The 26,368-nt window shown below is 65.8% G+C and carries 25 protein-coding genes; 16 read left to right on the plus strand and 9 right to left on the minus strand.

The window, feature by feature from the left end:
• Positions 1 to 236 precede the first annotated feature (236 nt).
• From bamA to ACK8CO_RS19100, 6 genes are all read left to right on the plus strand, one after another.
• Entirely contained in the window at positions 237 to 2,549 is a 2,313-nt protein-coding gene (gene bamA / locus ACK8CO_RS19075; protein WP_414897668.1) for an outer membrane protein assembly factor BamA, read from the plus strand.
• A 4-nt stretch (positions 2,550 to 2,553) separates the two neighbouring features.
• Positions 2,554 to 3,222 carry an OmpH family outer membrane protein gene (locus tag ACK8CO_RS19080; protein WP_414897669.1) on the plus strand — a complete coding sequence of 223 codons (669 nt, stop codon included), beginning with the start codon at positions 2,554 to 2,556 and terminating at the stop codon, positions 3,220 to 3,222.
• A gap of 89 nt (positions 3,223 to 3,311) precedes the next feature.
• Positions 3,312 to 3,782, plus strand: coding sequence for a 3-hydroxyacyl-ACP dehydratase FabZ (gene fabZ, locus ACK8CO_RS19085; RefSeq protein ID WP_080616399.1), 471 nt, complete (start codon positions 3,312 to 3,314; stop codon positions 3,780 to 3,782).
• 5 nt (positions 3,783 to 3,787) lie between these two features.
• Positions 3,788 to 4,588, plus strand: a complete 801-nt coding sequence (gene lpxA, locus ACK8CO_RS19090; protein WP_080616398.1) for an acyl-ACP--UDP-N-acetylglucosamine O-acyltransferase — start codon at positions 3,788 to 3,790, stop codon at positions 4,586 to 4,588.
• Entirely contained in the window at positions 4,585 to 5,421 is an 837-nt protein-coding gene (locus ACK8CO_RS19095; RefSeq protein ID WP_080616397.1) for an LpxI family protein, read from the plus strand. Before lpxA ends, ACK8CO_RS19095 begins: the two co-directional genes overlap by 4 nt.
• Positions 5,418 to 6,614 (plus strand): lipid-A-disaccharide synthase, encoded by a 1,197-nt coding sequence (locus ACK8CO_RS19100; protein WP_414897670.1) that lies wholly within the window; start codon positions 5,418 to 5,420, stop codon positions 6,612 to 6,614. The genes ACK8CO_RS19095 and ACK8CO_RS19100 overlap by 4 nt, the downstream gene beginning before the upstream one ends.
• An 8-nt stretch (positions 6,615 to 6,622) precedes the next feature.
• Here ACK8CO_RS19100 and ACK8CO_RS19105 read toward each other — a convergent pair whose 3' ends face one another.
• Together ACK8CO_RS19105 and mnmA are read right to left on the minus strand one after the other, a co-directional pair.
• Entirely contained in the window at positions 6,623 to 7,099 is a 477-nt protein-coding gene (locus tag ACK8CO_RS19105) for a DUF2059 domain-containing protein (protein ID WP_196774227.1), read from the minus strand.
• A gap of 55 nt (positions 7,100 to 7,154) precedes the next feature.
• Complete coding sequence (mnmA, locus tag ACK8CO_RS19110; protein ID WP_080616394.1) at positions 7,155 to 8,312, minus strand: tRNA 2-thiouridine(34) synthase MnmA; 1,158 nt, start codon at positions 8,310 to 8,312, stop codon at positions 7,155 to 7,157.
• Between the two features lie 128 nt (positions 8,313 to 8,440).
• Here mnmA and ACK8CO_RS19115 point away from each other — a divergent pair, with 128 nt between their 5' ends.
• The 5 genes from ACK8CO_RS19115 (at position 8,441) to ACK8CO_RS19135 (ending at position 14,081) form a co-directional block, all read left to right on the plus strand.
• A complete protein-coding gene (locus ACK8CO_RS19115; RefSeq protein WP_080616393.1) occupies positions 8,441 to 8,725 on the plus strand; it encodes a DUF1153 domain-containing protein in 285 nt (94 codons plus the stop codon).
• 130 nt (positions 8,726 to 8,855) lie between these two features.
• Positions 8,856 to 9,572 (plus strand): response regulator transcription factor CtrA, encoded by a 717-nt coding sequence (gene ctrA, locus ACK8CO_RS19120; RefSeq protein ID WP_080616392.1) that lies wholly within the window; start codon positions 8,856 to 8,858, stop codon positions 9,570 to 9,572.
• A 75-nt stretch (positions 9,573 to 9,647) separates the two neighbouring features.
• A complete protein-coding gene (ligA, locus tag ACK8CO_RS19125) occupies positions 9,648 to 11,768 on the plus strand; it encodes an NAD-dependent DNA ligase LigA (RefSeq protein WP_414897671.1) in 2,121 nt (706 codons plus the stop codon).
• A complete protein-coding gene (recG, locus tag ACK8CO_RS19130; RefSeq protein WP_414897672.1) occupies positions 11,765 to 13,852 on the plus strand; it encodes an ATP-dependent DNA helicase RecG in 2,088 nt (695 codons plus the stop codon). Before ligA ends, recG begins: the two co-directional genes overlap by 4 nt.
• A 73-nt stretch (positions 13,853 to 13,925) precedes the next feature.
• Entirely contained in the window at positions 13,926 to 14,081 is a 156-nt protein-coding gene (locus ACK8CO_RS19135) for a hypothetical protein (protein ID WP_414897673.1), read from the plus strand.
• Positions 14,082 to 14,302: 221 nt separating this feature from the next.
• On the opposite strand, the gene ACK8CO_RS19140 is transcribed toward ACK8CO_RS19135, so the two are convergent.
• Entirely contained in the window at positions 14,303 to 15,118 is an 816-nt protein-coding gene (locus ACK8CO_RS19140) for a ferredoxin--NADP reductase (RefSeq protein ID WP_080616389.1), read from the minus strand.
• Between the two features lie 155 nt (positions 15,119 to 15,273).
• Positions 15,274 to 15,495: a hypothetical protein gene (locus ACK8CO_RS19145; RefSeq protein ID WP_414897674.1), complete on the minus strand. Its 222-nt coding sequence runs from the start codon at positions 15,493 to 15,495 to the stop codon at positions 15,274 to 15,276.
• 552 nt (positions 15,496 to 16,047) lie between these two features.
• On the opposite strand from ACK8CO_RS19145, the gene ACK8CO_RS19150 reads away from it, so the two are divergent.
• The 3 genes from ACK8CO_RS19150 to ACK8CO_RS19160 all read left to right on the plus strand — a co-directional run bounded on the left by ACK8CO_RS19150 (position 16,048) and on the right by ACK8CO_RS19160 (position 19,228).
• Entirely contained in the window at positions 16,048 to 17,046 is a 999-nt protein-coding gene (locus tag ACK8CO_RS19150; protein WP_414897675.1) for a TRAP transporter substrate-binding protein, read from the plus strand.
• An 88-nt stretch (positions 17,047 to 17,134) separates the two neighbouring features.
• Positions 17,135 to 17,830, plus strand: a complete 696-nt coding sequence (locus ACK8CO_RS19155) for a TRAP transporter small permease (protein ID WP_080616387.1) — start codon at positions 17,135 to 17,137, stop codon at positions 17,828 to 17,830.
• Between the two features lie 3 nt (positions 17,831 to 17,833).
• A complete protein-coding gene (locus tag ACK8CO_RS19160) occupies positions 17,834 to 19,228 on the plus strand; it encodes a TRAP transporter large permease (protein ID WP_080616386.1) in 1,395 nt (464 codons plus the stop codon).
• A gap of 137 nt (positions 19,229 to 19,365) precedes the next feature.
• Here ACK8CO_RS19160 and ACK8CO_RS19165 read toward each other — a convergent pair whose 3' ends face one another.
• Entirely contained in the window at positions 19,366 to 19,821 is a 456-nt protein-coding gene (locus ACK8CO_RS19165) for an iron-sulfur cluster assembly scaffold protein (RefSeq protein WP_080616385.1), read from the minus strand.
• Between the two features lie 67 nt (positions 19,822 to 19,888).
• Between ACK8CO_RS19165 and hisI the strand changes: the two genes are divergently transcribed.
• The gene (gene hisI, locus ACK8CO_RS19170) at positions 19,889 to 20,248 is read left to right on the plus strand and encodes a phosphoribosyl-AMP cyclohydrolase (protein WP_414897676.1); all 360 of its coding nucleotides are present in this window, start codon (positions 19,889 to 19,891) and stop codon (positions 20,246 to 20,248) included.
• Here hisI and gluQRS read toward each other — a convergent pair.
• The 4 genes from gluQRS to gyrA form a co-directional block, all read right to left on the minus strand.
• Entirely contained in the window at positions 20,245 to 21,075 is an 831-nt protein-coding gene (gene gluQRS, locus ACK8CO_RS19175; RefSeq protein ID WP_414897677.1) for a tRNA glutamyl-Q(34) synthetase GluQRS, read from the minus strand. The genes hisI and gluQRS overlap by 4 nt on opposite strands.
• 42 nt (positions 21,076 to 21,117) lie before the next feature.
• Entirely contained in the window at positions 21,118 to 21,312 is a 195-nt protein-coding gene (locus ACK8CO_RS19180) for a hypothetical protein (protein ID WP_080616382.1), read from the minus strand.
• 64 nt (positions 21,313 to 21,376) lie between these two features.
• A complete protein-coding gene (gene trmFO, locus ACK8CO_RS19185) occupies positions 21,377 to 22,720 on the minus strand; it encodes a methylenetetrahydrofolate--tRNA-(uracil(54)-C(5))-methyltransferase (FADH(2)-oxidizing) TrmFO (RefSeq protein ID WP_414897678.1) in 1,344 nt (447 codons plus the stop codon).
• Positions 22,721 to 23,136: 416 nt separating this feature from the next.
• Positions 23,137 to 25,896 carry a DNA gyrase subunit A gene (gene gyrA, locus ACK8CO_RS19190; RefSeq protein ID WP_414897679.1) on the minus strand — a complete coding sequence of 920 codons (2,760 nt, stop codon included), beginning with the start codon at positions 25,894 to 25,896 and terminating at the stop codon, positions 23,137 to 23,139.
• A gap of 195 nt (positions 25,897 to 26,091) precedes the next feature.
• On the opposite strand from gyrA, the gene ACK8CO_RS19195 reads away from it, so the two are divergent.
• Positions 26,092 to 26,361 (plus strand): usg protein, encoded by a 270-nt coding sequence (locus tag ACK8CO_RS19195; RefSeq protein WP_414897680.1) that lies wholly within the window; start codon positions 26,092 to 26,094, stop codon positions 26,359 to 26,361.
• Positions 26,362 to 26,368: the final 7 nt, after the last annotated feature.

Raw genomic sequence — 26,368 nt, forward strand, 5'->3', positions numbered from 1 at the left:
CAAGCGATGCGGATGAAACAGGCCCTGCGCCCATGGCGCGGGCCAGCTCCGGGCAGTGGACGAAGCGCGCCGGGGCGGCGGGGCGACAATCGCGCCCCGGGAGCGCGCTGGCTTTCAGGCCCTTGCTTTGCGCAAGGGGCGGCAATCTTCGGTCATTTTCCTGTCCTCGGCCTTTTGACAAAGCCCCGTCCGCGGGCTAGCAAGGCGGAAACAAAGCGTCACCTTGGGACGGGCACATGACCAAAGCTTCGCAGGGATTTCTCGGCACCGGGCCGGGGGCTCGAAACCTCGCCTTCTCGGCCGTCGCGCTGGCCGTCGGGCTCGGCGCGGGGCTGCCGCAGCTTGCCCTTGCGCAGAGCTACAGTTTTTCCAATGTGCGGGTCGAAGGCAATGAGCGGGTCGATGCCTCGACCGTCGCCACCTATGCCGATATCGCCAAGGGCGAGACCATCTCGGCCGCGCGGCTGAACGATGCCTATCAGGCCATTGTCGGCAGCGGTCTCTTCGAATCCGTCGAACTGGTGCCGCAGGGCGGGACGCTTGTCATCAAGGTGACCGAATACCCGACGGTGAACCGCATCAGCTTCGAGGGCAATGCCCGGATCAAGGACGAGGATCTGCAGAAGATCATCCAGTCCCAGTCGCGCCGGGTCTATTCGCCCGCCACGGCCGAGGCCGATGTCGCCGCCATCATCGCCGCCTATGAGCAGTCCGGTCGTATCGCCGCCACGGTCACGCCCAAGATCATCGAGCGGTCTGAGAACCGCGTCGATCTGGTGTTCGAGATCGTCGAAGGCGACGTGGTCGAGATCGAACGCATCTCCTTCGTCGGCAACCGGGCCTATTCCGAAGGCCGTCTGCGCCGCGCGCTCGGCACCAAGCAGGCCGGCATCCTGCGGCGCGTGATCCGCTCGGACACCTTCATCGCCGACCGGATCGAGTTCGACAAGCAGGTGCTGAGGGATTTCTACATGTCCCGTGGCTATGTCGATTTCCAGGTCCTGTCGGTCACGCCCGAACTGACCCGCAACCGCGACGCCTATCTGCTGACCTACAATATCCGCGAGGGGCAGAAATTCGATTTCGGCAGCGTCACCGCCAGTTCCGACCTGTCCGAGATCGACCCCGACGAGTTTCTGGCCGCGGCCAAGGTCTCGGAGGGTGATACCTATACCCCGATGGCGATCGAGAACACCGTCGTCCGGATGGAGCGGCTTGCGGTCCAGAAGGGGCTGAATTTCATCCGCATCACCCCGCGCATCACCCGCAACGACCGCGATCTGACGCTCGATGTCGATTTCGTGATCGAGAGGGGGCCGCGGGTCTTCGTCGAGCGGATCGATATCGAAGGCAACGCGACCACGCTTGACCGGGTGGTGCGGCGCCAGTTCCGCACCGTCGAAGGCGACCCCTTCAACCCGCGCCAGGTCCGGCAGACTGCGGACCGCATCCGCGCGCTCGGCTTCTTTGCGAATGCCGATGTCTCGGCGCGTGAGGGCACCAGCCCGGATCAGATGATCATCGATGTCAATGTCGAGGAACAGCCGACCGGGTCGCTTTCCTTCGGTCTGAGCTATTCGCAGACCGACGGGGCCGGGGCCGCGCTTTCGTTCAGCGAGAACAACTTCCTCGGCCGCGGTCAGTATCTGAGTTTCCGGATCGACACCGGCACCGACAACTCGACCTCGCGCTTCGTCTTCGCCGAGCCCGCCTTTCTGGGGCGCAATGTCCGGTTCCGCTTCGCGGCCACCTATGCCCAGACCGACAGCGGCAATTATGACAGCAAATACGCCACGCAGAAGATCGAGATCGCGCCGTCGCTCGAATTCCCGATCTCCGAGAATGGCCGGTTCGAGCTGCGCTATGCCATCGGCGAGAACACCTTCAAGAATTACAAGGGCTCGTCGAGCTACCTTCAGGCCGAGGCAGAGGATCCGGGACAGACCTATTCCAAGATCGGTTACGGATTCACCTATGATACCCGCCGCAGCGGGCTCGACCCGAATTCGGGCATCGTACTGAAGTTCAACCAGGACTATGCCGGTCTTGGCGGCGATCTAGAATTCATCGAGACCACGGCGCTGGTCGGCGCCCAGAAGATGGTCTGGAACGAGGAAGTCACTCTGCGCGCCGAACTGGAAGGCGGCGTGATGTCGATGCTCGGCAACTCGAAAAGCCGGGTGACCGAACGCTATTTCCTCAACGGCAAGATCCGCGGCTTTGACGGCAACGGTCTGGGTCCGCGCGATGGCAAGGAGGCGCTCGGCGGCAACATGTATGCCGTGGCGCGGCTCGAGGCCGAATTCCCGCTGGGCCTGCCGGCCGAATACGGCATCACCGGCGGCGTCTTCGCCGATTTCGGCTCTGTCTGGGGGCTCGACGATGCGGGTGCCATCGATGACAGCTTCCATCTGCGCTCGGCGGTCGGCGTTTCGGTGTTCTGGAAGACCCCGATCGGGCCGCTGCGCTTCAACTTCTCGAATGCGGTGATCAAGGAAGATTACGACAAGGTGCAGAACTTCGACTTCACCGTCTCGACGAAGTTCTGATCCGATGCGCGGCTGTCTCGCGGCGAATGTGCTGGCCGCACTGCTCGGCCTTGCCGCCTCCGGCGCCTTCGCGCAGGAGGATCGCCCGGTCTTCCTCAGCCCGATCCTGACGCTCGATCAGGACCGGGTGTTCGAGGACAGCAAGGCCGGGCAGGCCGTCGAGGAGGAGCTTCAGGCCGCGACCGCAGCGCTTGCCGCCGAGAACCGCCGGATCGAGGCCGAACTCGTCGCCGAGGAACGCGCGCTGACCGAGCGGCGCGCCAATCTGCCGCCCGAGCAGTTCCGGCCGCTGGCTGCGGCCTTCGACCAGAAGGTCGAGACCATTCGCGCGACCCAGGACCGCAAGGCCCGCGAGCTGACCCAGCGGCGCGAGGAAGAGCGGCAGGCGTTCTTCCGGAAGGCGCTGCCGGCCCTGGCCGAGATCGTACGCGAGCGCGGCGCGGTCGCCGTACTGGCGCGCGACGCGGTGATCCTGTCGGCCGGTCAGGTCGACATCACCGATGAGGCGATCGAGCTTCTGGACGAGCGTGTCGTTTTCACCCCCGATGAGGGGCATGCGCCGGATGCGGACGGCACCTCGCCATCGGATCCCGCACCGGAGGCTGGCGGAGAGCTGTCGGCAGACGCGCCGGCACCGGCGCCGCAGTCAGGCGCGACAGAAAGCGGGGATTAGCCCGGCTTGTCTCGGGCCGGGGGAGTTGTTACTGCGCTCTCTACCGCGTGATCAGTTTGCAGTCGCTTCCTCGCAAGGAGACATGTCCGATGTCCGACGCCCAGGCCCTTGAGGCTGATATCGACGAAATCCAGAAGATCCTTCCGCACCGTTACCCGTTTCTCATGATCGACCGGGTCACGGATATCATCCCCGGCAAAAGCGCCGTGGGCCTCAAGAACGTCTCGATCAACGAGCCGCATTTCAAGGGACATTTTCCCTCGAAACCGATCATGCCGGGCGTGCTGATCGTGGAGGCCATGGGGCAGACCGGCGGTGTGCTGGTCGGCAAGTCGGTGGATCTGGCCGATGACGACCTGCTGGTCTATTTCATGGGAATGGACAAGTGCAAGTTCCGCCGGATGGTCGTTCCCGGCGATGTGCTCGAGCTGCATGTGACGGTCAAGCGCGGCGGCTCGAAGAAGGTCAAGATCTGGAAATTCGAAGGTGTGGCCAAGGTCGGCGGCGAGATCGCGGCCGAGGCCGAATTCACTGCGATGATGGATATCAACCCGGAGTAATCCGCATGGCGATCGACCCCAGTGCGACGATCCACCCTTCGGCCATCGTCGAGGCGGGGGCCGAGATCGGCCCCGGGGCCGTCATCGGCCCGTTCTCGGTGATCGGGCCCGAGGTGCGTCTCGGCCCCGGCGTGGTGGTGAAAAGCCATGCCATCGTGACCGGACTGACCGAAATCGGCGAGGGGACGGAGATCTTTCCCTTCGCCAATATCGGCGACATCCCGCAAGATCTCAAATTCCGCGGCGAGAAGACCCGGCTGATCGTCGGCAGGCGCAACCGCATCCGCGAGGCGGTGACGATGAATACCGGCACCGAGGGCGGGGGCGGCATCACCCGGGTCGGCGATGACTGCCTGTTCATGACCGGCAGCCATGTCGGTCATGACGTCCAGGTCGGCAATGGCGTCATCATGGCCAATCACGCGGCTTTGGCCGGGCATTGCATCATCGGCGACAATGTCGTGATCGGCGGGCTGTCGGGCATCCACCAATGGGTGCGCGTGGGCGAGGGCGCCATCATCGGCGCGGTGACCATGGTCACCAATGACGTGATCCCCTTCGGTCTGGTCCAGGGGCCGCGTGGCGTGCTGGACGGGCTGAATCTGATCGGTCTCAAGCGCCGCGGCGTCTCGCGCGAGGAGATCTCGGCGCTGCGCGCGGCCTTCCAGGAGCTCGCGACCGGCGATGGCACCTTCCATGACCGGGCCGAGCGGCTTGCCGCTGCGACCGACAGCGATCATGTGCGGCAGATGGTCGATTTCGTGCTGGCCGAAACCGACCGCTCTTTCCTGACGCCGAAGCCATGACCGGCATTCCGACTGCCCTGATCGCCGGAAGCGGCGCGCTGCCCGCCCATCTCGCCCGCGCCATGGAAGCCGCGGGCACGCCCTTCCTGATCGCCCAGGTCGAGGGCTACGAAATGGCCGAAGCCGGGCACTGGCCGGTCGAGACCTTCGCGCTGGAGCGACTGGCGCTGCTGTTCGATCTGCTGCACGAGCGCGGCATGCGCCGGGTGGTGCTGGCCGGGACGGTGCACCGGCCCCGGCTCGAGCCCGAACGGATCGATCCGCGCACCGCGCAGATGCTGCCCCGCATCCTGCCGCTGCTGGCCCAGGGCGACGATGGCGCGCTGCGCGCGGTGATCGCTCTGTTCGAGGAGGACGGCTTCGAGGTCGTCGGCGCCGATGAGGTGGCGCCCGGGCTGCTGCCGCCGCCCGGTATCCCGACCGCGGCCCAGCCCTCCGAGGCCGACCGGCGCGATGCCGCGCGCGCGGCCGCCATCGTGGCGGCGCTTGGCGGCTCCGATCTGGGGCAGGGCGCGGTGGTGGCGCAGGGGCTTTGCCTCGCGGTCGAGACCCTGCCCGGCACCGATGCGATGCTGGCCTGGGTCGCGGATGTCGCGGGCGCCTGCCGCCCCGACCCCAAGGGCGCTAAGGGCGTTCTGTGCAAGGCACCGAAGCCCGGGCAGGAACGTCGCATCGATCTGCCTTCCATCGGCCCCGCCACGCTCGAGGCGGCGCATCGCGCCGGGCTTGCGGGGATCGCGGTCGAGGCCGGGGGCGTGCTTGTGCTCGAGCCGGACGAGACGCTTGCCCGGGCCGATGCGCTGGGGCTGTTCCTCTGGATCCGCGAGCCGTGACCCGGATCTTCCTGATCGCGGGCGAGGCCTCGGGCGATGCGCTCGGGGCGGCGCTGATGGCGGGGCTGCGCCAGATCGATCCAAAGGTCGCCTTCTTCGGCGTCGGCGGGCCGCAGATGGCGGCCGAGGGGCTGGAAAGCCTGTTTCCGATGGACGAGTTGTCGGTGATGGGCATTGCCGAGGTGCTGCCGCGCTATTCGGCGCTGATGCGCCGGATCAACCAATGCGCGGCCGAGGTGGTGCGGCTCTCGCCCGATGCGCTGATTACCATCGACAGCCCCGATTTCTGCCTGCGCGTGGCACGCCGGGTGAAGGCGCAAAGCCATGTGCGGACCGTCCATTACGTCGCGCCGACGGTCTGGGCCTGGCGTCCGGGGCGCGCCGGGCGCATGGCCGGGGTGATCGACCAGGTGCTGGCGCTGTTCCCGTTCGAGCCGCCCTATATGGAGGCCGCGGGGCTGCGCTGCGATTTCGTCGGCCATCCGGTCGTGGCCGCGCCGCGCGCGACTCCCGAAGACGCGCTTGCCTTTCGCGCCCGCCACGGCATTGACCCCGAGGCCCCGCTTTGTCTGGTGCTGCCGGGCTCGCGCCGGGGCGAGGTCGCGCGCCTGGCCCCGGTTTTCGGGCAGGCGCTGCAGACGGTGCTGGCCCAGCATCCCGAGCTGCGGATCGTGCTGCCCGCCGCCCCGGGCGTTGCGGAGCTGGTGGCCGGGCTGAGTGCCGGCTGGCCCGGCACGCCGCTGGTGATCGACCCGCGCGCCGATCCGGCGGGCGCGGCTAGGGACAAGCGGGCGGCCTTTGCCGCGGCCGATCTCGCGCTGGCGGCGTCGGGCACGGTCTCGCTGGAGCTGGCGGCCACCGATACGCCCATGGTCATCGCCTATGACATGAACTGGCTCAGCCGCCAGATCATCGGCCGGATGCTGCGGCTGCCGACCGTGACCCTCGTGAATATCGTCAGCGAGACCCTAGCCGTGCCCGAATTCCTCGGTGCCGATTGCCAGCCCGGTCCGATCGCCGCCGCACTTTGCCTTCTTCTGGAAGATCCGGCCTACCGGGCGCCCCAGCTCGAGGCGATGCGGCTGACGATGGAGCGTCTGGGGCAGGGCGGCGAGAAGCCGGGGCTGCGGGCGGCGCGCGCGGTCCTGGACGGGATCGACAGCGACCGCCGAGAGCCGCGCGGCACCCCCTGACGGCCTCGTCAGGGCTTTTCGATGATTCCCTGCATCTGCGACAGGACTTCGGGCATCGTGCTTTTCACCAGCTCGATGATCTGCGGCTGCTGCGCGTTCAGGATTTTCGGCAGTTTCTGCATGACCGAACGCCCCTCGGGCGTGGCATAGAAATCGCGCAGGGCCTCGATTTCGTCCAGTGTCATCAGGTCGGCCATCAATTCATCCTGCTCCAGCATCAGCGCGCGCAGGCGATCCGTATATATATCGTAATACAGGGTTTCTATCCGGCGGAGCTGCGATGTCGTGAGCCGGTTGCCCGAGGCCTCGATACTGGCGACGGTCGGGCGCCACATCGAGCGCACGATCTCCTCGAGATCCATGTCGGACACGGCGCGATGGACATAGTCATGCGCCGCCTCGAGCCTCTCGTCGCGGCTCGCGTCGGCCCAGAGGGGCGGGGCCAGAAGAGCCCCGACAAGAGCAGGGGCAAGCCAAGAGCGCATCCGTGTATCCTCCATTCTATCTGACCGGGGCAGGATGCATGTCGCGCATGGCGCCTCAACCCCGATTGTGACCGCGCCAGATCCAGCCGCCGCCCAATACCCGACTGTTGCCGGTTTCATACAGAACGCAGGCCTGGCCGGGACTGACCCCTTCTTCCGGTGTCAGCAGCTCGACCTCGGCCTCGGTGTCCGAAAGCGGGCGCAGGATCGCACTGCGCGGCGGGCGGGTCGAACGGACCTTGACCGACACCTCCCATTCGGGCTCTGCGTTCAGCGGCCGGTCGCCCAGCCAGTTGATCTCTCGCACCGGGACGATCCGGGTGGCAAGCATTTCCTTCGGCCCCACCACCACCTGGCGGGCGTCGACATCGAGCCGCACGACATATAGCGGCTCGTCGAGACCGCCGATGCCAAGCCCCCGGCGCTGGCCGATCGTGTAATGGATCACGCCGCGATGGCTGCCCAGCACCCTGCCATCGACATGGACGATGTCGCCCGGCTCGGCCGCGCCCGGGCGCAGCTTCTCGATCACCGAGGCGTAATTGCCCTCGGGCACGAAGCAGATGTCCTGGCTGTCGGGCTTGTCGGCCACCGGAAGGCCGTATTTCGCCGCGAGCGCCCTGGTCGCATCCTTGTTGGGCAGATGCCCCAGCGGGAAGCGCAGATAGTCCAGCTGGTCGGGCGTGGTCGAGAACAGGAAATAGGACTGATCGCGCGCCGGATCGGCCGCGCAATGAAGTTCGGGTCCGTTCGGCCCGATCTTGCGCTGGATGTAATGGCCCGTCGCCATGCAGTCGGCCTCGAGATCTCTGGCCGTCGCCAGCAGGTCGCGGAACTTCACGCGCTCGTTGCAGCGGATGCAGGGCACCGGGGTCGCGCCGGCAAGATAGCTGTCGGCGAATTCCTCGATCACCGCGTCGCGGAACACGTTCTCGTAGTCGAGCACGTAATGCGGGAAGCCCACGCTTTCGGCCACCCGCCGCGCGTCATGGATGTCGCGGCCGGCGCAGCAGGCGCCCTTCTTGGCCAGCGCCGCGCCGTGGTCGTAAAGCTGCAAGGTGATTCCCACGACGTCATAGCCCTGCTCGGCCAGCAGCGCGGCCACGACCGAACTGTCGACCCCGCCGGACATGGCAACGAGGACGCGGGTTTCGGATTCGGGCTTCGCAAAGCCCAGCGAGTTCAGAGGGCGCGCGGCGCCGTCGAGAGGCATCTTGGGAACTCCAGGGAACAAGTCTCGGACAATATAGGAAAATGCGAGATACTCTCAAGTCCCGCCTTCACCCTCCTTTAAGCAGGAAAACGCCACCCTCACGCCGGATTTGCAAGGGATAAGTAGGCATGTTCCTGAAACGCATCGATGGACCGCGCACCGTTAACCTGCCCGACGGCAGCACGATGAGCCGGGCCGATCTTCCTCCGGTTGATACGCGGCGCTGGGTGGCCAGCCGCAAGGCGGCCGTCGTCAAGGCGGTTGCCGCAGGGCTCATTTCGGAGGAGGAAGCGCTTGACCGCTATAAACTTTCTTGTGAAGAATTCGGTAGTTGGAAGAAGGCGGTGCGCGATCACGGCATCGCCGGACTGAAGGTCACATCGCTGAAATCCACACGTCGAACCGAGCCGTGAAGTGGATGAGTCAGATTGCGTATGGACAACCATAAATTGCAAATGCTAGGGTAAATATTAAGGTAACGTGCAATTAACCATTGTTCGTCAGGTTTCGACAAAGTCCACGGTACTTAACGGAGACCTAGCCATGCGCGTTCTGTTGGTGGAAGATGATCCGTCCACAGCGAAGAGCATCGAGCTTATGCTGACCCATGCCAACCTCAACGTCTATACCACGGACCTTGGGGAGGAGGGCATAGATCTCGCAAAGCTCTATGACTACGATTTGATTCTTCTTGACCTCAATCTGCCCGACATGAACGGGCATGAGGTCCTGCGCCAGCTGCGGCTGGCGAGAATCGACACCCCGATCCTCATTCTGTCGGGGGCCGCCGATACCGAGAACAAGATCAAGGGCTTCGGCTTCGGCGCCGATGACTACATGACCAAGCCGTTCCATCGCGAAGAGCTGGTGGCGCGCATCCATGCCATCATCCGCCGCTCGAAGGGCCATTCCCAGTCGGTGATCAGCACCGGCAAGATCGAGGTCAATCTCGACGCCAAGACGGTCGAGGTCGAGGGCAAGCCGGTGCATCTGACCGGCAAGGAATACCAGATGCTCGAACTGCTCTCGCTCCGGAAGGGGACGACCCTCACCAAGGAGATGTTCCTGAACCATCTCTATGGCGGCATGGACGAGCCCGAGCTGAAGATCATCGACGTCTTCATCTGCAAGCTTCGCAAGAAGCTGGCCCAGGCCACCGGCGGCGAAACCTATATCGAGACTGTCTGGGGCCGGGGCTATGTGCTGCGCGACCCCGAGCCGGATCAGGCCATGTCAGGCTCTTTCGCGCTCGGCGCCTGAGGCGGCGAACGCATCCGCTGGAAATCCGGCCGCCGGCCCCCTATCACTCTGCAAGGGGCAATGCGGGGGGTCGGAATGACCGACGAACGTCTAGTCGAAACGCTGTCGGAGAGCGAAGCGCGGGCAGAGCTGGCCCGGCTGGCCGAGGCCATTGCCAGGGCCGATGCCGCCTATCACCAGGAAGACGCGCCCACGCTGTCGGACGCAGCCTATGATGGGCTCAAGCGGCGCAATGCGGCCATCGAGGCCCGTTTCCCGGCGCTCAAGCGTCCTGACAGCCCGTCGGACCGGGTCGGGGCCGCCCCCGCAGAGGGCTTCGCCAAGGTCGCGCATGTCCGGCGCATGCTGTCACTGGCCAACGCCTTCGACAGCACGGATGTGGCCGAGTTCGATGCCCGTATCCGCCGCTATCTGGGCTTTGCCGATGACGCGGCACTCCTCTACACGGCCGAGCCCAAGATCGACGGGCTCTCGCTGTCCCTGCGCTATGAAGGCGGTCGGCTGGTTCAGGCGGCGACACGGGGCGATGGCGAGGTCGGCGAGAATGTCACCGCCAATGCCCGCACCATCGCCGACATCCCGGCGACACTGACCGGCGCCCCCGACATCCTCGAGGTCCGCGGCGAGGTCTATATGGCCCATGCCGATTTCGAGGCGCTGAACGCGCGTCAGACCGGGGCCGGGGCCAGGACCTTCGCCAACCCGCGCAATGCCGCCGCCGGCTCGTTGCGCCAGCTCGACCCCTCCGTCACCGCCTCCCGGCCGCTGAAATTCTTCGCCTATGCCTGGGGCGAGGTCTCGGCGCCCCTGGCCACGACCCAGATGGAGGCGATCGGGCGGCTGAAAACGCTGGGCTTTCAGGTCAATCCGCTGACGGTGCTCTGCGATGGCCCCGAGGCACTGGCCGCACATTACGCCGGGATCGAACAGCGCCGCGCGACGCTGGGCTATGACATCGATGGCGTGGTCTACAAGGTGAACGAGCTTGCCCTGCAGGAGCGGCTGGGCTTCCGCGCGACCACGCCCCGCTGGGCCATCGCCCACAAGTTCCCGGCCGAGCTTGCCTGGACCCGGCTCGACCGGATCGAGATCCAGGTCGGCCGCACCGGGGCGCTGTCGCCGGTGGCGCGGCTCCATCCGGTGACGGTGGGCGGCGTCGTGGTCTCGAACGCGACGCTCCATAACGAGGATTACATCGCGGGCCGCGATTCGAAGGGCAACGAGATCCGGGGCGGCAAGGACATCCGCGAGGGCGACTGGGTGCAGGTCTATCGCGCGGGCGACGTGATCCCGAAGGTGGCCGATGTCGATCTCGCGAAACGCCCCGAGGGCACGGCGCCCTACCGCTTTCCCGAAACCTGCCCGCAATGCGGCTCGGAGGCGATCCGCGAAGAGGGCGATGCGGTCCGGCGCTGTTCGGGCGGGCTGATCTGTCCAGCCCAGGCGGTCGAGCGGCTCAAGCATTTCGTCAGCCGTGGCGCCTTCGACATCGAGGGGCTGGGCGCGAAACAGGTCGAGGCGCTTTACAAGGATGGCTGGATCAGGGAGCCCGCCGACATCTTCGAGCTTGAGGCGCATTACGGCGAGGGCTTGCAGCAGTTGAAGAACCGCGAGGGCTGGGGCGAGAAATCCGCCACGAACCTCTTCGCGGCAATCGAAGCGCGGCGGACGATCCCGCTCGACCGGCTGATCTTCGCGCTCGGCATTCGCCATCTGGGCGAGGCTGCGGCCGATCTTCTGGCCCGCAACTTCCAGACATGGGAGGCCTTCGAGGCGGCGGTCACCCATGCCACCGTCGGCGAGGGCCCGGAATGGGAGGCGCTTTTGTCCATTGACGGGGTCGGCACGGTGATGGCTACCTCGCTGATCACCGCTTTCCATCAGGAGGCCGAGCGTGCCTCGATCGACCGGCTGGTCGCGCATCTGACGGTCGCGCCGGTGGCGCCTAGGGCGGCCGTCGACAGCCCCGTTGCGGGCAAGACCGTGGTCTTTACCGGCACGCTCGAGAAGATGAGCCGGGCCGAGGCCAAGGCGCGGGCCGAGGCGCTGGGGGCCAAGGTCGCGGGCTCGGTCTCGAAGAAGACCGATCTGGTGGTGCTGGGTCCGGGCGCCGGGTCGAAGGCCAAGAAGGCCGAGGAACTGGGGATCGAGACCGTCGACGAGGACGGCTGGCTGGCGCTGATCGAGGGCGCATGAGCGGTCGGCCCGATATCCTGTTCCTGCTGTTCGGGGCGCTTGATAAGCTTGACGGCATCGGACCGAAATCGGCCAAGCTGTTGGCGCAGATGGGCATCGAGAAGCCGCGCGATCTGATTTTCACGCTGCCCCATGCCGGCATCGACCGCCGTCCGGTCGAGACGGTCGCGGGCGTCGCGCCCGGCGAGGTTGCGACGGTCGCGGTTCTGGTCGGCGCCCATATGCCCGCCTCCGGCAAGGGCCGGCCCTACCGCATTCAGGTGCAGGATGCGGCGACGGCCTTTCAGCTGGTCTTCTTCCATGCGCGCGGCGATTACCTGTCGAAGATCCTGCCGGAAGGCGCGCGGCGGGTGATTTCGGGCAAGGTCGAGATCTTCGACGGCATGGCCCAGATCGTGCATCCCGATCACGTTCTGCCGCTGGACGAGGCCGCCGAGATCCCGGATTTCGAACCGGTCTATCCGCTGACCGCCGGGCTTACGCTGAAGACGATGACGAAGGCCGTGGCCTCGGCGCTGACCCGCGCGCCCGATCTGCCGGACTGGATCGACCCCGCGCTTCTGGCACGCGAAGGCTGGCCGGGCTGGCGCGCGGCGGTGACGGCCGCCCATGCGCCGCAATCCGCGCGCGACATCGCGGCCACCGCACCCGCGCGGCAGCGGCTGGCCTATGACGAATTGCTGGCCCATCAGGTCACGCTGGCGCTGGCGCGGGCCGATCAGCGTCGCGGCAAGGGGCGGGCAAGCCAGGGCGACGGGCTGCTGCGGCAGAAGGCGCTGGCGGCGCTGCCCTTCCGTCCGACCGGGGCCCAGAGCCGTGCGATGGCGGAGATTGCCGCGGATATGGCGGCCGAGGCGCGGATGACCCGGCTTTTGCAGGGCGATGTCGGCGCGGGCAAGACGCTGGTCGCGTGGATGGCGCTTCTGGTCGCGGTCGAGGCGGGCGGGCAGGGCGTGATGATGGCCCCGACCGAGATCCTCGCCCGCCAGCATCTGGAAAGCCTGTCGCCGCTGGCCGAAAGCGCGGGCGTGGGGATCGGGATCCTGACCGGCCGCGACAAGGGGCGCGAGCGCGAGACCAAGCTGGCGGCCCTGGCCTCGGGCGAGATCCAGGTGCTGGTGGGCACCCATGCGGTTTTCCAGAAGGATGTGGCCTTCCGCGATCTCAGGCTCGCCATCGTCGACGAACAGCACCGCTTCGGCGTGGCCCAGCGGCTGGAGCTTGGCGCCAAGGGGCGGGGCGTCGACATGCTGGTGATGACCGCGACCCCGATCCCGCGCAGCCTCGCGCTGGCGGGCTACGGCGATCTCGACGTCTCGGTTCTGGACGAGAAGCCGCCGGGCCGGACCCCGGTCAAGACCGCGCTGGTCTCGGTCGAGCGGATGGACGAGGTGGTGGCGCATCTGCAGAAGGCGGTGGCCGAGGGGCGGCAGGCCTATTGGGTCTGTCCGCTGGTCGAGGAATCCGAGGTCTCGGACCTGACCGCCGCCGAGGAACGCTTCAAGCGGTTGCGCGCGGTCTTCGGCGAGAAGGTCGGGCTGGTGCATGGGCAGCTGCCGCCCGCCGAGAAGGACGCCGCGATGCGCGCCTTTCAGCAGGGCGAGACCTCGGTTTTGGTCGCAACCACGGTGATCGAGGTCGGCGTGGACGTGCCCAATGCCTCGATCATGGTGATCGAGCGGGCCGAGGGCTTCGGGCTGGCGCAGTTGCACCAGCTGCGCGGCCGGGTCGGGCGCGGGGCGGCGGCCTCGACTTGCCTTCTGATGTATCAGGCGCCCTTGGGAGAGGCGGGGCGGCGGCGGCTGGAAATCCTGCGCGAGACCGAGGACGGGTTCCGGATCGCCGAGGAAGACCTGGCGATGCGTGGCGCGGGCGATCTGATCGGCACGGCGCAATCGGGCCTGCCGCGCTTTCGCATCGCCGATCTGGAACGGCAGGCGGGGCTGATGGCGGTCGCGCAAAGCGATGCGCGCAGGCTTCTGGCCGAGGATCCGGCACTTGCCGGGCCGCGCGGGCAGGCGGTGCGCGTGCTGCTCTGGCTGATGGAACGCGACAAGACGATTCGTCTTATCAAGGTCGGTTAAAGACCTGATTCGGAAGGCAAATCAAAATGTTCCTAAAAAGTTCTTTACAGGCGTCCCTGAAAATGAGAACAAAATGGCAACACCGATCAAACGGGAGCCCAAACCCATGCTGACCGAGCTGAAATCCGTTCTGAGCCGCTGTCGCGCCACGCTTTGGCAGGACGCCGCGGGAGCTGCTGCACTGATGGTTCTGCTGATCGCGGGGCTGCATCTGCCGGGCCTCGTCTGAGACTGTTCCCTCTGCCTGCTGTCCAGTGCCGGACCCGTCCCCGGGTCGTTTCGAAGTCTGCCTCTTCCGTGCGCCGGACCGCTTCCTGACCGCCGCCTCCTGCCCGGGAGTGCGGCGGTTTTTTTATCTCGCCGCGCGGATCTGTGGCTCCGGATACGGAAACGCCCCGCCCGGGGAGAGATCCGGACAGGGCGCATCTGAAGCTGCCTGATGGCGGGATGTCAGCCGACGAAGGCCTTCTCGACCACATATTCGGCAGGCTCGGAATTGGCGCCCTCATTGAGGCCCCAGCCTTCCATGATCGCCATCACGTCCTTGTTGAAATCGAGCGAGCCGCAGACCATGGCGCGGTCGGTGGCCGGATCCATCTGCGTGCCCGCGAGGCCGAGATCGGCGAAGACCTTGCCCGAGGCGAGGTTGTCGGTGACCCGCCCCATCCATTTCGAGGTCTCACGGGTGGTCGTGGGGTAGTATTTCAGCTTGTTGCCGACGAATTCCCCGATCAGCGGGTCTTCGGGCAGGCTCTCGACCAGCTGGCGCCCGAATTCCAGTTCCGCCACCTCGCGGCAGGTATGCATCATGATGACCTCGTCATACCGCTCATAGGTATCGGGGTCGCGCATCAGGCTGGCGAAGGGGGCGATGCCGGTGCCGGTCGCGAGGAACCACAGCCGCTTGCCGGGCAGGAGCGCGTCCAAGACCAGCGTGCCAACGGGCTTGGGCCGCAGGATGATCTCGTCGCCGGGCTGGATATGCTGCAGCTTCGAGGTCAGCGGGCCGTCCTGGACCTTGATCGAATAGAAGTCGAGCCCGTCATCCCAGGAGGGCGAGGCGATCGAATAGGCGCGCATGATCGGCTTGCCGTTATCGCCGGGCAGCCCGATCATCACGAACTCGCCCGAACGGAACCGCAGCGATTGCGGCCGCGACGTGCGAAAATAGAACAACCGGTCGGTATAGTGGCGGACCTCGGTCACGGTCTGCGCATCGGGCAGGGTTTTCTTGGCGGGCTCTGTCACGGCAGTCTGCTGGTTCATCAGTGTCACGTGACGGGGCAGATGCCCCGTTCCTCCTTCTAGGTGTCCTTCTCGGGCGGGAAAACCCCAATAGCGGCCTCAGGCAGGTCGCAATGCCGTTATCACCCGGCGGGCCAGGTTTTCGCCAATTGCGGTAGCCGCCACCATGACTCAAATCAAGCGGGAATGTCCGGGGCGAAACCATGCCGCATCACCGATAGGGACATCATGTCGTCCGCGCGGCCAGAGCAGAATGTCTTCCCGGCGGCGATACATTCTCCGGTGCAATCGCCTTTAGGTCTTTTGATATTTGGAAGAATATTAAAATCTGGCAAGGAAAAGATCAGACCCGGCAGATTGCAGTGCACGCGGTCTCTCTCGGTGACCTTTGCCGACATGCCTCTGGCCCGTCCGCGGCTGCGGTGCATCTCTGCCAGTGGCCCTCGCATGGCCGCAGGAGTGCGGGCTTCGCTCCGACACATCGATCTCACGGCGCCGGGCGATGGCGGGAGCGGAGGCGATATTGCCTCGAATACCGGTTGCCATTTCGACAATCCCGGTTTCCTGCCGCAGTCAAATCCGCAGCGCACCGAAGCGCGCCGGTTTCCGATTGCGCCTCGGCCCCGGCAGGATGCCCACGACCGCGCCACCGCAATTCCGGCGCCACGGACAGGGATTGCGGGGCTTTCGCGCAATTCGGCCAACTGCGGGATGCGGCGGCCGGTCGACGAGAAATCGCGCGTGACCGTTTCTGACCGGAGGAATGGCCGCAATCGACCGGCAAGGGCTTTGACAGGCGGGTTCCCAGGGGGGGGCGACTTTTGCGCGCAGTTCCCTAGTATAGGCAATTGGTTCCACTTGAGACTAGATGTATCATCGGCAATAAACCGGGCCTGCGTCCTCGAGGGGGAGGACGTCAGACACCAAAACAGATCTCAAGGGAGGATCGCATGAAAGCTCTGACTACCGCCGCCACGGCCATGGCGCTGACCCTGTCCGCCGGAGCCGCTCTTGCGGACTGCGATCCGGGCGAGACCGTGATCAAGTTCAGCCATGTGACCAGCGCGACCAGCCCCAAGGGGCTTGCCGCCGACCTGCTCGCCTCGCGGGTCAACAAGGAGATGGACGGCAAGGTTTGCATGGAGGTCTATCCCAACACCACGCTTTACGATGACGACAAGGTGCTGGAGGCGATGCTGAACGGCGATGTGCAGATGGCCGCGCCGTCGCTGTCGAAATTCGAGAAATACACCAAGAAGCTGCGGATCTTCGACCTGCCCTTCATGTTCAAGAACATGGACGCCATCGACGCGTTCCAGACCTCCGAGACCGGCGAGGCGATGAAGCAGTCGATGATGCGCCGGGGTCTTCTGGGGCTGGCCTTCTGGCATAACGGGCTCAAGCAGTTCTCGGCCGACAAGCCGCTGCTGCTGCCCGGGGATGCCAAAGGGCTGAAATTCCGGGTGCAGGCCTCGGACGTGCTGGTGGCGCAGATGGAGGCGCTCGATGCCAGCCCGCAGCCGATGGCCTTCTCCGAGGTCTATGGCGCGTTGCAGACCGGTGTCGTCGACGGCCAGGAGAATACCTGGTCGAACATCTACACCCAGAAATTCTTCGAGGTGCAGGACGGCATCACCGAATCCAATCACGGCGTGATCGACTACATGGTCGTGACCTCGGTCGAATGGTGGGAGGGGCTCGATCCCGAGATCCGCGACCAGCTTGCCACGATCCTGCAGGAGGTGACGGTCGAGCGGAACACCGAATCGACCAATGTCAACGAAGCGGCCAAGCAGGCGATCATCGAGGCGGGCACCACGGTGCGCACGCTGACGCCCGAGCAGCGTCAGGCCTGGGTTGACGTCATGAAACCGGTCTGGGCCCAGTTCGAGGCCGATGTCGGTGCCGATGCCATCGCGGTGGCGCAGGAAATCAACGAACAATACTGACGCTTTGTGACCGTGCAGGGCGGCGGCTTCCGTCAGGGGGCCGCCGTTCCCGGCGCGGTTTCGCCATGCCAGAGGGAGGCTTGGGGCGATGAGTGGAGCCTATCGGCCAAGGACCGCGCTGGGACGCGCGGTTCATGCCGTCGAAGAGACGGTGATCGCCCTTCTGCTGGGGCTCATGGTGCTGGTCACCTTTGTCAACGTGGTGCTGCGTTACGGCTTTAACGCGAGCCTGGTCTGGAGCCTCGAGCTGACGCTGACCCTGTTTGCCTGGCTGGTGCTGTTCGGCATCGCCTATGGCTTCAAGATCACCATGCACCTCGGCGTGGACGCAGTCCTCAACATGGTGTCGTCGCGAAGCCAGCGGCTGTTGTCGCTGGTCGCGGTGGCGATCTGCTTGGTCTATGCGGCGCTGATGATGAAGGGGGCCTGGGATTACTGGGCGCCCTTTGCCAACCTTCCGCCGACCACCGGGCACTGGTTCCCGACCGGCCTCAAGGAACTTAAGCCCTGGGATTATCGCGGCTACGTGCCGACCGAACGGATCCCGCTGCCCGAGATCCTGCGCGCGCCGCTGGAATATCTGTTCCTGCCCGAGGGCGAGGACCCTTACGAGAAACTCCCCATCGCCGTGCCCTATGCGATCATTCCCTTCGGCGTGGCGATGATGCTGTACAGGCTGGTCGAGGCGGCATTCCGGATCGTCACCGGCCGCCAGCAGGGGCTGATCGTCAGCCATGAAGCCGAAGACGCGGTCGAGGAAGCCGCCCGCGAGAAGGACGCCTGAACCATGCATGTCGTGTTGTTGTTTGTCATGGTTGTCGGGTTTCTCCTGATCGGCGTGCCGATCGCGGTCTCTCTGGGCATGGCCTCGATCATCTTCCTGCTGCTGTTTTCCGATACCTCGCTGGCCGCGGTGGCGCAGTCGCTCTATCAGGCGATGGCGGGGCATTACACGCTTCTGGCCATTCCCTTCTTCATCCTGGCCTCGAGCTTCATGTCGACGGGTGGCGTCGCGCGGCGGATCATCCGCTTTGCCATCGCCTGCGTCGGGCATATGCGGGGCGGGCTGGCCATTGCGGGCGTCTTTGCCTGCATGCTGTTCGCAGCGCTCTCGGGTTCGTCGCCCGCGACCGTGGTCGCCATCGGCTCGATCGTGATCGCGGCGATGCGCAAGGTCGGCTACAGCCGCGATTTCGCGGCCGGGGTGATCTGCAACGCGGGCACGCTGGGCATTCTCATCCCGCCCTCCATCGTGATGGTGGTCTATGCCTCGGCGACCGATGTCTCGGTCGGGCGGATGTTCCTTGCGGGCGTCATCCCCGGCACCCTCGCGGGCCTGATGCTGATGACCGCGATCTATGTGATGGCCCATGTCAAGGGCATGCCCAAGGGCGAATGGCAGGGCTGGGGCGAGGTCTGGGAAAGCTTCCGCGAGGCCTTCTGGGGGCTGATGCTGATCGCCATCATCATGGGCGGCATCTACGGCATTCCGGGCGTCGCCTCGGCCATCTTCACGCCGACCGAAGCCGCCGCGGTCGCCTCGGTCTATGCCTTCCTGATCGCGATCTTCGTCTATCGCGACATGGGCCCGCTGAAACCGCGGGACGGGCGCGGGCCCGTGGCGCTCTGGCAGAAGCCGCAGGCGCTTTTGACCGGCTTCATCCACCGCGACACGAGGCGCACGCTCCTCGATGCGGCCAAGCTCACGATCATGCTGATGTTCATCATCGCCAATGCGCTGATCCTCAAGCATGTGCTGACCGACGAGCAGGTCCCGCAGAAGATCGCCGGCGCGATGCTCGAGGCCGGTTTCGGCAAGATCATGTTCCTGATCGTGGTCAACGTGATCCTGCTGATCGGCGGCCAGTTCATGGAGCCCTCGGGGCTGATCGTGATCGTGGCACCGCTGGTCTTCCCGATCGCCGTCGAGCTGGGCGTCGATCCGATCCACCTCGGCATCATCATGGTGGTGAACATGGAGATCGGGATGATCACGCCGCCGGTCGGGCTGAACCTCTTCGTCACCTCGGGTGTGGCGGGCATGCCGATGATGCGGGTGGTGCGCGCAGCGCTGCCCTTCCTCGCGGTGCTTTTCGTGTTCCTGATCCTGGTGACCTATGTGCCCTGGATCTCGACCTGGCTGCCGACATCGCTGATGGGGCCCGAACTCATCACCCGCTGATCCGGTCGAGCGCAGGGACCTCGGTCCCGGCGCTCGGCCTTACGGGCTGCGCCGCGCCAGGGGCGCATCGTCCTGCCGGTTAGGGCCATTCGCGAACCCGAGGCTGCAATCTTCTCTTGGGGAACGGAGCCCGTGGCTCAGGCGCAGGAGGCTGCGGCCTCGGCCGCGTCGAAGGCATCGAGCGTGGCTTCGAGCGACAGCATGATCGAGGCATGGCGGTTCTTGTAGTCCCGTGCGGGCAGCAGCACCTCGAGCCCCTCGAAGGGGGCGGCGGGCACCGGGCCCTCCTGCTTCAGCATCGCGTGCAACTGGTCGCGCGCGGTCTCGATCTGGGCGCGGCTGCATCCGATGATGGCCGAGCCCACGACCGAGGCCGCGGCCTGACCGAGCGCACAGGCCTTCACATCCTGCCCGAAGCGTATGATCCGCCCGTCCCTGACATCGAGATCGACCGTGACCGTCGAGCCGCAAAGCGGCGAGCGCTTGCGCGCCGTGCCCATCGGCGCCTCGAGCCGGTCGAGATGCGGGATCTCGGCGGCGAGTGCCAGGATCTTCTGCGAATAGAGCTTGATCAGATCGTTCTGGGCCTGCATGGCGTTTCCTTCCCCGCGCATCTTTCCTAAATAACCCGCGCGCGCCCGAATTCAAAGGAGTTCCCGAATGGCCTTCGACCCAGCGAGCCTCACCTATAATGCGGACGGGCTGATCCCGGCCATTGCCCAGGACGAGGCCGGAACGGTGCTGATGATGGCCTGGATGAATGCCGAGGCGGTGGCGCGCACGCTGGAATCCGGGCGCGTCACCTACTGGTCGCGCTCGCGCCAGGCCTTCTGGGTCAAGGGCGAGACCAGCGGCCATGTCCAGCGCCTGATCGAGATGCGCGTCGATTGCGACCGCGACTGCCTGCTGGTGCTGGTCGAGCAGGCGGGCCCGGCCTGCCATACCAACCGCCGGAGCTGTTTCTACACCGCGATCCGCGACGGGGCCGAGGTCGAGATCCTGTCGCCGATGGCGGATTAAAGCCCGACCATGCGGCGGATGTCGGCAGGCGTTGCCCCCTCGGCGCGATAGGCGGCGATGGCACGGGCGTCGTCGCGCTTGGCCAGCCGCTTGCCGGCCGCGTCCAGGATCAGCCGGTGGTGGTGATAGGCAGGCGTCGGCAGGCCCAGCAGCGCCTGCAGCAGCACATGGATCGGGGTCGCCTCGAACAGATCCTCGCCGCGCGTGACCTCGCCGATCTGCTGGAAGGCGTCATCGACCACCACGGCCAGATGGTAGGAGGTACCCAGATCGCGCCGGGCGAGAACCACATCGCCCACGGTTTCGATCAGCGCGCGCGCGTCAAGCCGGTGCCGTCCCGGCTGTGCGGGCCCGGTCTCGGTGAAGCCGGGCAGGGCGGGGCCCAGCCGCTCGAGCGCCCGGGCCATGTCGAGCCGGATCGCGTCCCCGGGCCCGGCTTCGGCCAGCCTTCGCCCCCGGCAGGTGCCGGGATAGACCAGCCCGTCGGGCCCCAATACCGGCGCGCCCACCTGCGGTGCCGACAGGGCGGCGCGGATATCGCTGCGGCGGCAGCGGCAGGGATAGGTCAGCCCCATCGCCCCCAGCCGGTCGAGCGCGGCGCGATAGGCCGCGAGCCGCTCGGACTGGCGCAGCACCGGGCGCGGCCAGTCGAGCCCGAGCCAGGTCAGATCGTCATTGATCTGCGCCTCCCATTCGGGGCGTGACCGGGCGGTGTCGATATCCTCGATCCGCAGCAGCATCTCGCCGCGCCCGAACGCGGTCAGGGCCGCGAAGGCATGGCCCAGATGCAGGGGGCCGGTGGGAGAAGGGGCAAAGCGGGTGCGCATGGCGCCTTTGCTAGCTCGCGCCGGGGGCAAGGGCCAGAGTGCCTAAAGCCCCGCCCGGCGGTCTGCCCCGCGCTGAAAGATCAGGATCCAGGCCAGGATGATGAACATCGGATGGGTCAGCCCGCCCGAGAAGATGATCGCCGGGATCCAGATCACCAGCGTCACCAGCGCGACGAACCAGCGCCCGATCAGCAGGATCGAGAGCGGCGGCAGGAACAGGGCGAGAACGTAGAGCATCGGGCCTCGGCGGGTCGGGAGCGGTCGCGTCCTATATGGGGCGCGCGGCGCGAATGTGAAGCGCTCAGCCCGCCGCGCCCAGCCAGGCGGTCCAGTCCGCTTTGGCACGGTCGGTATAGCCCTTGTAGCGGTCGCGCCGCCCGCGCCGTCCGCCCTTCGGCCCCTCGACCGGCGGGAAGAGCCCGAAATTGACGTTCATCGGCTGGAAGGTCTTCGCCTCGGCGCCGCCGGTGATATGGGTCACGAGCGCGCCCGTCGCCGTGGTGGCAGGCACCGCGGGCAGGCTGCGGCCCTGGATCGCCGCCGCGGCCAGCCGCCCGGCCAGAAGCCCCATCGCCGAGGATTCGACATAGCCCTCGACCCCGGTGATCTGTCCGGCAAAGCGGATATGGGGCTTCGATTTCAGCCGCAATTCGGCATCGAGCAGGGTCGGCGAATTCAGGAAGGTGTTGCGGTGGATGCCGCCCAGGCGCGCGAAACGGGCATTCTCCAGCCCCGGAATCATCCGGAAAACATCGGCTTGCGCGCCGTACTTCATCTTGGTCTGGAAGCCCACGATATTGTAGAGCGTCCCCAGCGCATTGTCGCGGCGCAGCTGGACGATGGCATGGGCCTTGATGTCGGGCGCATGCGGATTGGTCAGCCCCACCGGCTTCATCGGACCATGGCGCAGCGTCTCGCGGCCGCGCTCGGCCATCACCTCGATCGGCAGGCAGCCGTCGAAATAGCCCGCCGTCTCACCCTCGTGAAATGCGGTCTTCTCGGCCGTCAGCAGGGCGTCAATGAAGGCTTCGTACTGGTCGCGGTCCATCGGGCAGTTCAGATAGGCGGTGCGCTCTTCCTCTGTCTCGCCCTTGTCATAGCGCGACTGGAACCAGGCTTTCGTGAGGTCGATGCTGTCGAAATGAACGATGGGCGCGATGGCGTCGAAAAAGGCCAGCGCCTCGGCGCCTGTCTCGGTGCGGATCGCCTGACCCAGCGCGTCCGAGGTCAGCGGGCCGGTCGCGAAGATCCAGTGGCCGTCCTCTGGAAGGGACGTGATTTCAGCATCTTCACGCCGGATCTTCGGGTGGTCCATAAGCCGGGTCGTGACGCCTTGCGAAAAGGCCTCGCGGTCGACGGCCAGCGCGCCGCCCGCAGGCAGGCGGTGGGTGTCGGCCATGTCCATGATCAGGCTGCCCGCCGCGCGCATCTCCCAATGAAGAAGCCCCACGGCATTCTGTTCGTCGTCGTCCGAGCGGAACGAGTTCGAACAGACCATTTCGGCGAGATCGCCGGATCTATGCGCGAAGGTGCCGGTCTTCGGGCGCATCTCGTGGATCACCACGTCGATCCCTGCCCGGGCGGCCTGCCAGGCGGCCTCGGCCCCGGCCATGCCGCCGCCGACGATATGAAGTGTCTCTGTCATGGCGCCCGATCTAGCTGGCAGCGGCGACGAAGGAAAGGGGCTCCGGCTTCGGCTGCATGCGGATGACGATCTTCTGGCGGTGCCAAACCAGAGGATGGGCACACCGGCGCCCGCCGGAACGCTGTCCGCTACCGCGGCGCGGATCGTGAGGCAGTCTGCGAAGCAATGGCGCGCTTCGCGCCAGGAAGGTCGCGCCCCCGTAAACCGTCAGGATCTTGCGCAAGGACGCATGCAGGTGGGCCATAAGGGGCAAATTGCAAAACAGCCCCGTGAGGGTCTTCATCCTGCGGTCGCGATTATGCGTCCTGAACGAAGGGAGGGATGTCAGGCAGGTCCGCGCCATCGACATGGCGCAAACACGCAGGATGCTTCGGGGGCATGCCGTCCTGAGGCAGCGGGGCGGACGCGATCCGGCCTTATTCGACCGACACGTCCTCTTCGTCCCCGTTTTCGCCCTGATCGGCAATCCGCGCGACCGAGACGACCTCTTCGCCCGTCGCCGCATCCAGCACCCGCACGCCGCCGGCCGAGCGCGAGCGGAAGCTGATCTGATCGACCGGCACCCGGATCGACTGCCCGCGCGAAGTGGCCAGCATTACCTGATCGTCCATCTCGACCGGGAAGGACGCGACCAGCGGGCCGCCGCGCAGCGCCTTGTCGATGGCCTGCACGCCCTGGCCGCCGCGGCCGCGCACCGGGTAGTCGTGGCTGGAACTGATCTTGCCTTGGCCGCGCGCGGTGATGGTCAGGATCAGATCCTCGGCCGCCGACATTTCGGCATAGCGCGCGGGCGAAAGCTGACCGACCTCGACCGCCTCTTCATCCTCGTCGGCTTCGCCATTCTCGTCGGTGACGCCCGCCATCAGCCGGCGCTGTTTCAGATAGGCCGCACGTTCGGCCGGATCGGCCGAGAAGTGGCGAATGACCGACATCGAGACCACGCTGTCACCCTCGGCCAGCCGGATGCCCCGCACCCCGGTCGAGTCGCGGCCCGAGAAGACCCGCACATCCGTGGTCGCAAAGCGGATCGCCCGGCCGGTTGCCGTGACCAGCATCACATCGTCCTGAGCATCGCAGATCGAGACATTCACGAGGCTGACCCCGTCGGGCAGCTTCATCGCGATCTTGCCGTTGCGCTTGATATTGGTGAAGTCCGACAACCGGTTGCGCCGCACATCGCCCGCCGAGGTGGCGAAGACGACCTGCAGGTTCTCCCACTCGTCCTCGGGCTCGTCGATCTTCATCAAGGCGGCAATCGATATGCCCATGCCGATCGGCAGGATATTGACGATGGCCTTGCCGCGGGCTGTGCGTCCCGCCTGCGGCAGGCGCCAGCATTTCAGCTCGTAGACCATCCCGTCGGTGGTGAAGAACAGAAGCTGGGTATGGGTATTGGCGACGAAAAGCGTGGTGACGACATCGTCTTCCTTGGTCGCCATCGAGGCGAGCCCCTTGCCGCCGCGGTTCTGGCTGCGGAATTCGGCGAGCGGCGTGCGCTTGATATAGCCGGACTGGGTGACGGTCACCACCATGTCCTCGCGCTCGATCAGGTCCTCGTCTTCCATGTCGCCCGACCAGTCGGCGATCTCGGTCCGGCGCGGCACCGCGAACTGTTCGCGCACCTCGCGCAGCTCGGTGCCGATGATCGCCATGATCCGTTCGCGCGAGCGCAGGATGTCGAGATAGTCCTTGATCTTGGCGGCCAGCTCTTCGAGCTCGTCGGTGACCTCCTTGACCCCGATCTGGGTCAGGCGCTGAAGCCTGAGATCGAGGATAGCGCGGGCCTGAATCTCGGAGAGGTTGTAGGTGCCGTCCTCGTTCATGGTATGGGTCGGGTCGTCGATCAGCTTGATGTAATCGGCGATCTCCTGGGCGGGCCAGCGCCGCTCCATCAGCTTGACGCGGGCTTCTGCCGCATCGGTCGAGGCGCGGATCGTCGCCACCACCTCGTCGACATTAGAGACCGCGACCGCCAGACCGCAGAGGATATGGCTGCGCTCGCGCGCCTTTCGCAGCTCGAACGCGGTGCGCCGGGCCACGACCTCTTCGCGGAAGGCGATGAAATGGGACAAGAAGTCGCGCAGCGTCAGGGTCTCGGGCCGGCCGCCGTTCAGCGCCAGCATGTTGCAGCCGAAGGAGGTCTGCATCGGGGTGAAGCGGAACAGCTGGTTCAGCACCACATCGGGGGTCGCGTCGCGTTTCAGCTCGATCACGACCCGGACGCCGACCCGGTCGGATTCGTCCTGCACATGGGCGATGCCCTCGATCCGCTTGTCGCGGGCGGCCTCGGCGATCCTCTCGATCATCGTCGACTTGTTCACCTGATAGGGGATCTCGTCGATGACGATCGCGTAGCGGTCCTTGCGGATCTCCTCGACCCGGGTCTTGGCCCGCAGGATGACCGAGCCGCGCCCCTCGAGATAGGCCTTGCGCGCGCCGGACCGGCCGAGGATCAGCCCGCCGGTGGGAAAGTCGGGGGCCGGGATGTACTGCATCAGCTGTTCGCTGGTCAGGTCCGGGTCCTCGATCAGCGCCAGCGTCGCATCGACGACCTCGCCCAGATTATGCGGCGGGATGTTGGTGGCCATGCCGACGGCGATGCCGCCCGCGCCGTTGACCAGCATGTTGGGGAACCGCGCCGGCAGGACCGTCGGTTCCTTGTCCTTGCCGTCATAGTTGTCCTGGAAGTCGACCGTATCCTTTTCGATATCGGTCAGCAGCGCCTGCGCCGCCTTGGCCATCCGGACCTCGGTATAACGCATGGCCGCGGCATTGTCGCCGTCCATCGAGCCAAAGTTGCCCTGACCATCCAGAAGCGGCAGCGACATCGAGAAGGGCTGTGCCATCCGCACCAAGGCGTCGTAAATCGCGGAATCGCCGTGCGGGTGGTATTTCCCCATCGTGTCGCCCACCGGCCGCGCCGACTTGCGGTAGGGCTTGTCATGGGTGTTGCCGGTCTCGTGCATCGCGAACAGGATCCGGCGGTGCACCGGTTTCAGCCCGTCGCGCAGGTCCGGGATCGCCCGGCTCACGATCACGCTCATCGCGTAATCGAGATAGGATTTTTGCATCTCCTTCTCGATCGCGATGACGGGACCGTCATATCCGGGACGCTCGGGCCCCTTACCAGAACCGTTATCGTCTTCGTTTTCGGGGGTGTCCGGCGTGTCGTTCAACTTGGGACCCGGCCTTTCGGGGAAATTCCAGATATTGTTGGAGGAACTTTATCAGAAGCTTCATGTTGGGTGCAACCGCAGACCGACCCAGGATCTGGCAGCCCCCCGGAAAGAGTGCCAACATCCTGTTTTCATTGAAAATCAACCTTGCTCTGGCAAGCTGATCACATCCCGCAGCGACAGGAGGGCTCAGACATGTCGCTTTCCGAGACCGAGCTTATGCTCAGGGGCTACGGCCTCACCACAGCCGAACTGTATTACCGCATGCCGGATTTCAGGAACGTTCTCAACAGCTTCATCTGGCAGGACTACGATCTTGCCCCCGATCATCCGCGGCTCTTCAAGTTCATCGAGTTCTGGCAGGAGACGATCGAGGGGCCGCTGCATTCGGTGAGCTTCACCCACAGAAAGAGGATCTCCTCGGGCGAATGGCGCAATGTCGTGGGGGAATTCCGGCTGAACTGAGCCTGGC

It is taken from the genome of Rhodovulum sp. HP10 (assembly GCF_047553435.1).
Taxonomy (GTDB): domain Bacteria; phylum Pseudomonadota; class Alphaproteobacteria; order Rhodobacterales; family Rhodobacteraceae; genus Rhodovulum.

Bases quoted from the DNA above. Each gene is read 5' to 3' on its own strand.
- bamA (WP_414897668.1), top strand. From the start codon at position 237: ATGACCAAAGCTTCGCAGGGATTTCTCGGCACCGGGCCGGGGGCTCGA.
- ACK8CO_RS19080 (WP_414897669.1), top strand. From the start codon at position 2,554: ATGCGCGGCTGTCTCGCGGCGAATGTGCTGGCCGCACTGCTCGGCCTT.
- fabZ (WP_080616399.1), top strand. From the start codon at position 3,312: ATGTCCGACGCCCAGGCCCTTGAGGCTGATATCGACGAAATCCAGAAG.
- lpxA (WP_080616398.1), top strand. From the start codon at position 3,788: ATGGCGATCGACCCCAGTGCGACGATCCACCCTTCGGCCATCGTCGAG.
- ACK8CO_RS19095 (WP_080616397.1), top strand. From the start codon at position 4,585: ATGACCGGCATTCCGACTGCCCTGATCGCCGGAAGCGGCGCGCTGCCC.
- ACK8CO_RS19105 (WP_196774227.1), bottom strand. From the start codon at position 7,099: ATGCGCTCTTGGCTTGCCCCTGCTCTTGTCGGGGCTCTTCTGGCCCCG.
- mnmA (WP_080616394.1), bottom strand. From the start codon at position 8,312: ATGCCTCTCGACGGCGCCGCGCGCCCTCTGAACTCGCTGGGCTTTGCG.
- ACK8CO_RS19115 (WP_080616393.1), top strand. From the start codon at position 8,441: ATGTTCCTGAAACGCATCGATGGACCGCGCACCGTTAACCTGCCCGAC.
- ctrA (WP_080616392.1), top strand. From the start codon at position 8,856: ATGCGCGTTCTGTTGGTGGAAGATGATCCGTCCACAGCGAAGAGCATC.
- ligA (WP_414897671.1), top strand. From the start codon at position 9,648: ATGACCGACGAACGTCTAGTCGAAACGCTGTCGGAGAGCGAAGCGCGG.
- recG (WP_414897672.1), top strand. From the start codon at position 11,765: ATGAGCGGTCGGCCCGATATCCTGTTCCTGCTGTTCGGGGCGCTTGAT.
- ACK8CO_RS19135 (WP_414897673.1), top strand. From the start codon at position 13,926: ATGGCAACACCGATCAAACGGGAGCCCAAACCCATGCTGACCGAGCTG.
- ACK8CO_RS19140 (WP_080616389.1), bottom strand. From the start codon at position 15,118: ATGAACCAGCAGACTGCCGTGACAGAGCCCGCCAAGAAAACCCTGCCC.
- ACK8CO_RS19145 (WP_414897674.1), bottom strand. From the start codon at position 15,495: ATGTCGGCAAAGGTCACCGAGAGAGACCGCGTGCACTGCAATCTGCCG.
- ACK8CO_RS19150 (WP_414897675.1), top strand. From the start codon at position 16,048: ATGAAAGCTCTGACTACCGCCGCCACGGCCATGGCGCTGACCCTGTCC.
- ACK8CO_RS19155 (WP_080616387.1), top strand. From the start codon at position 17,135: ATGAGTGGAGCCTATCGGCCAAGGACCGCGCTGGGACGCGCGGTTCAT.
- ACK8CO_RS19160 (WP_080616386.1), top strand. From the start codon at position 17,834: ATGCATGTCGTGTTGTTGTTTGTCATGGTTGTCGGGTTTCTCCTGATC.
- ACK8CO_RS19165 (WP_080616385.1), bottom strand. From the start codon at position 19,821: ATGCAGGCCCAGAACGATCTGATCAAGCTCTATTCGCAGAAGATCCTG.
- hisI (WP_414897676.1), top strand. From the start codon at position 19,889: ATGGCCTTCGACCCAGCGAGCCTCACCTATAATGCGGACGGGCTGATC.
- gluQRS (WP_414897677.1), bottom strand. From the start codon at position 21,075: ATGCGCACCCGCTTTGCCCCTTCTCCCACCGGCCCCCTGCATCTGGGC.
- ACK8CO_RS19180 (WP_080616382.1), bottom strand. From the start codon at position 21,312: ATGCTCTACGTTCTCGCCCTGTTCCTGCCGCCGCTCTCGATCCTGCTG.
- trmFO (WP_414897678.1), bottom strand. From the start codon at position 22,720: ATGACAGAGACACTTCATATCGTCGGCGGCGGCATGGCCGGGGCCGAG.
- ACK8CO_RS19195 (WP_414897680.1), top strand. From the start codon at position 26,092: ATGTCGCTTTCCGAGACCGAGCTTATGCTCAGGGGCTACGGCCTCACC.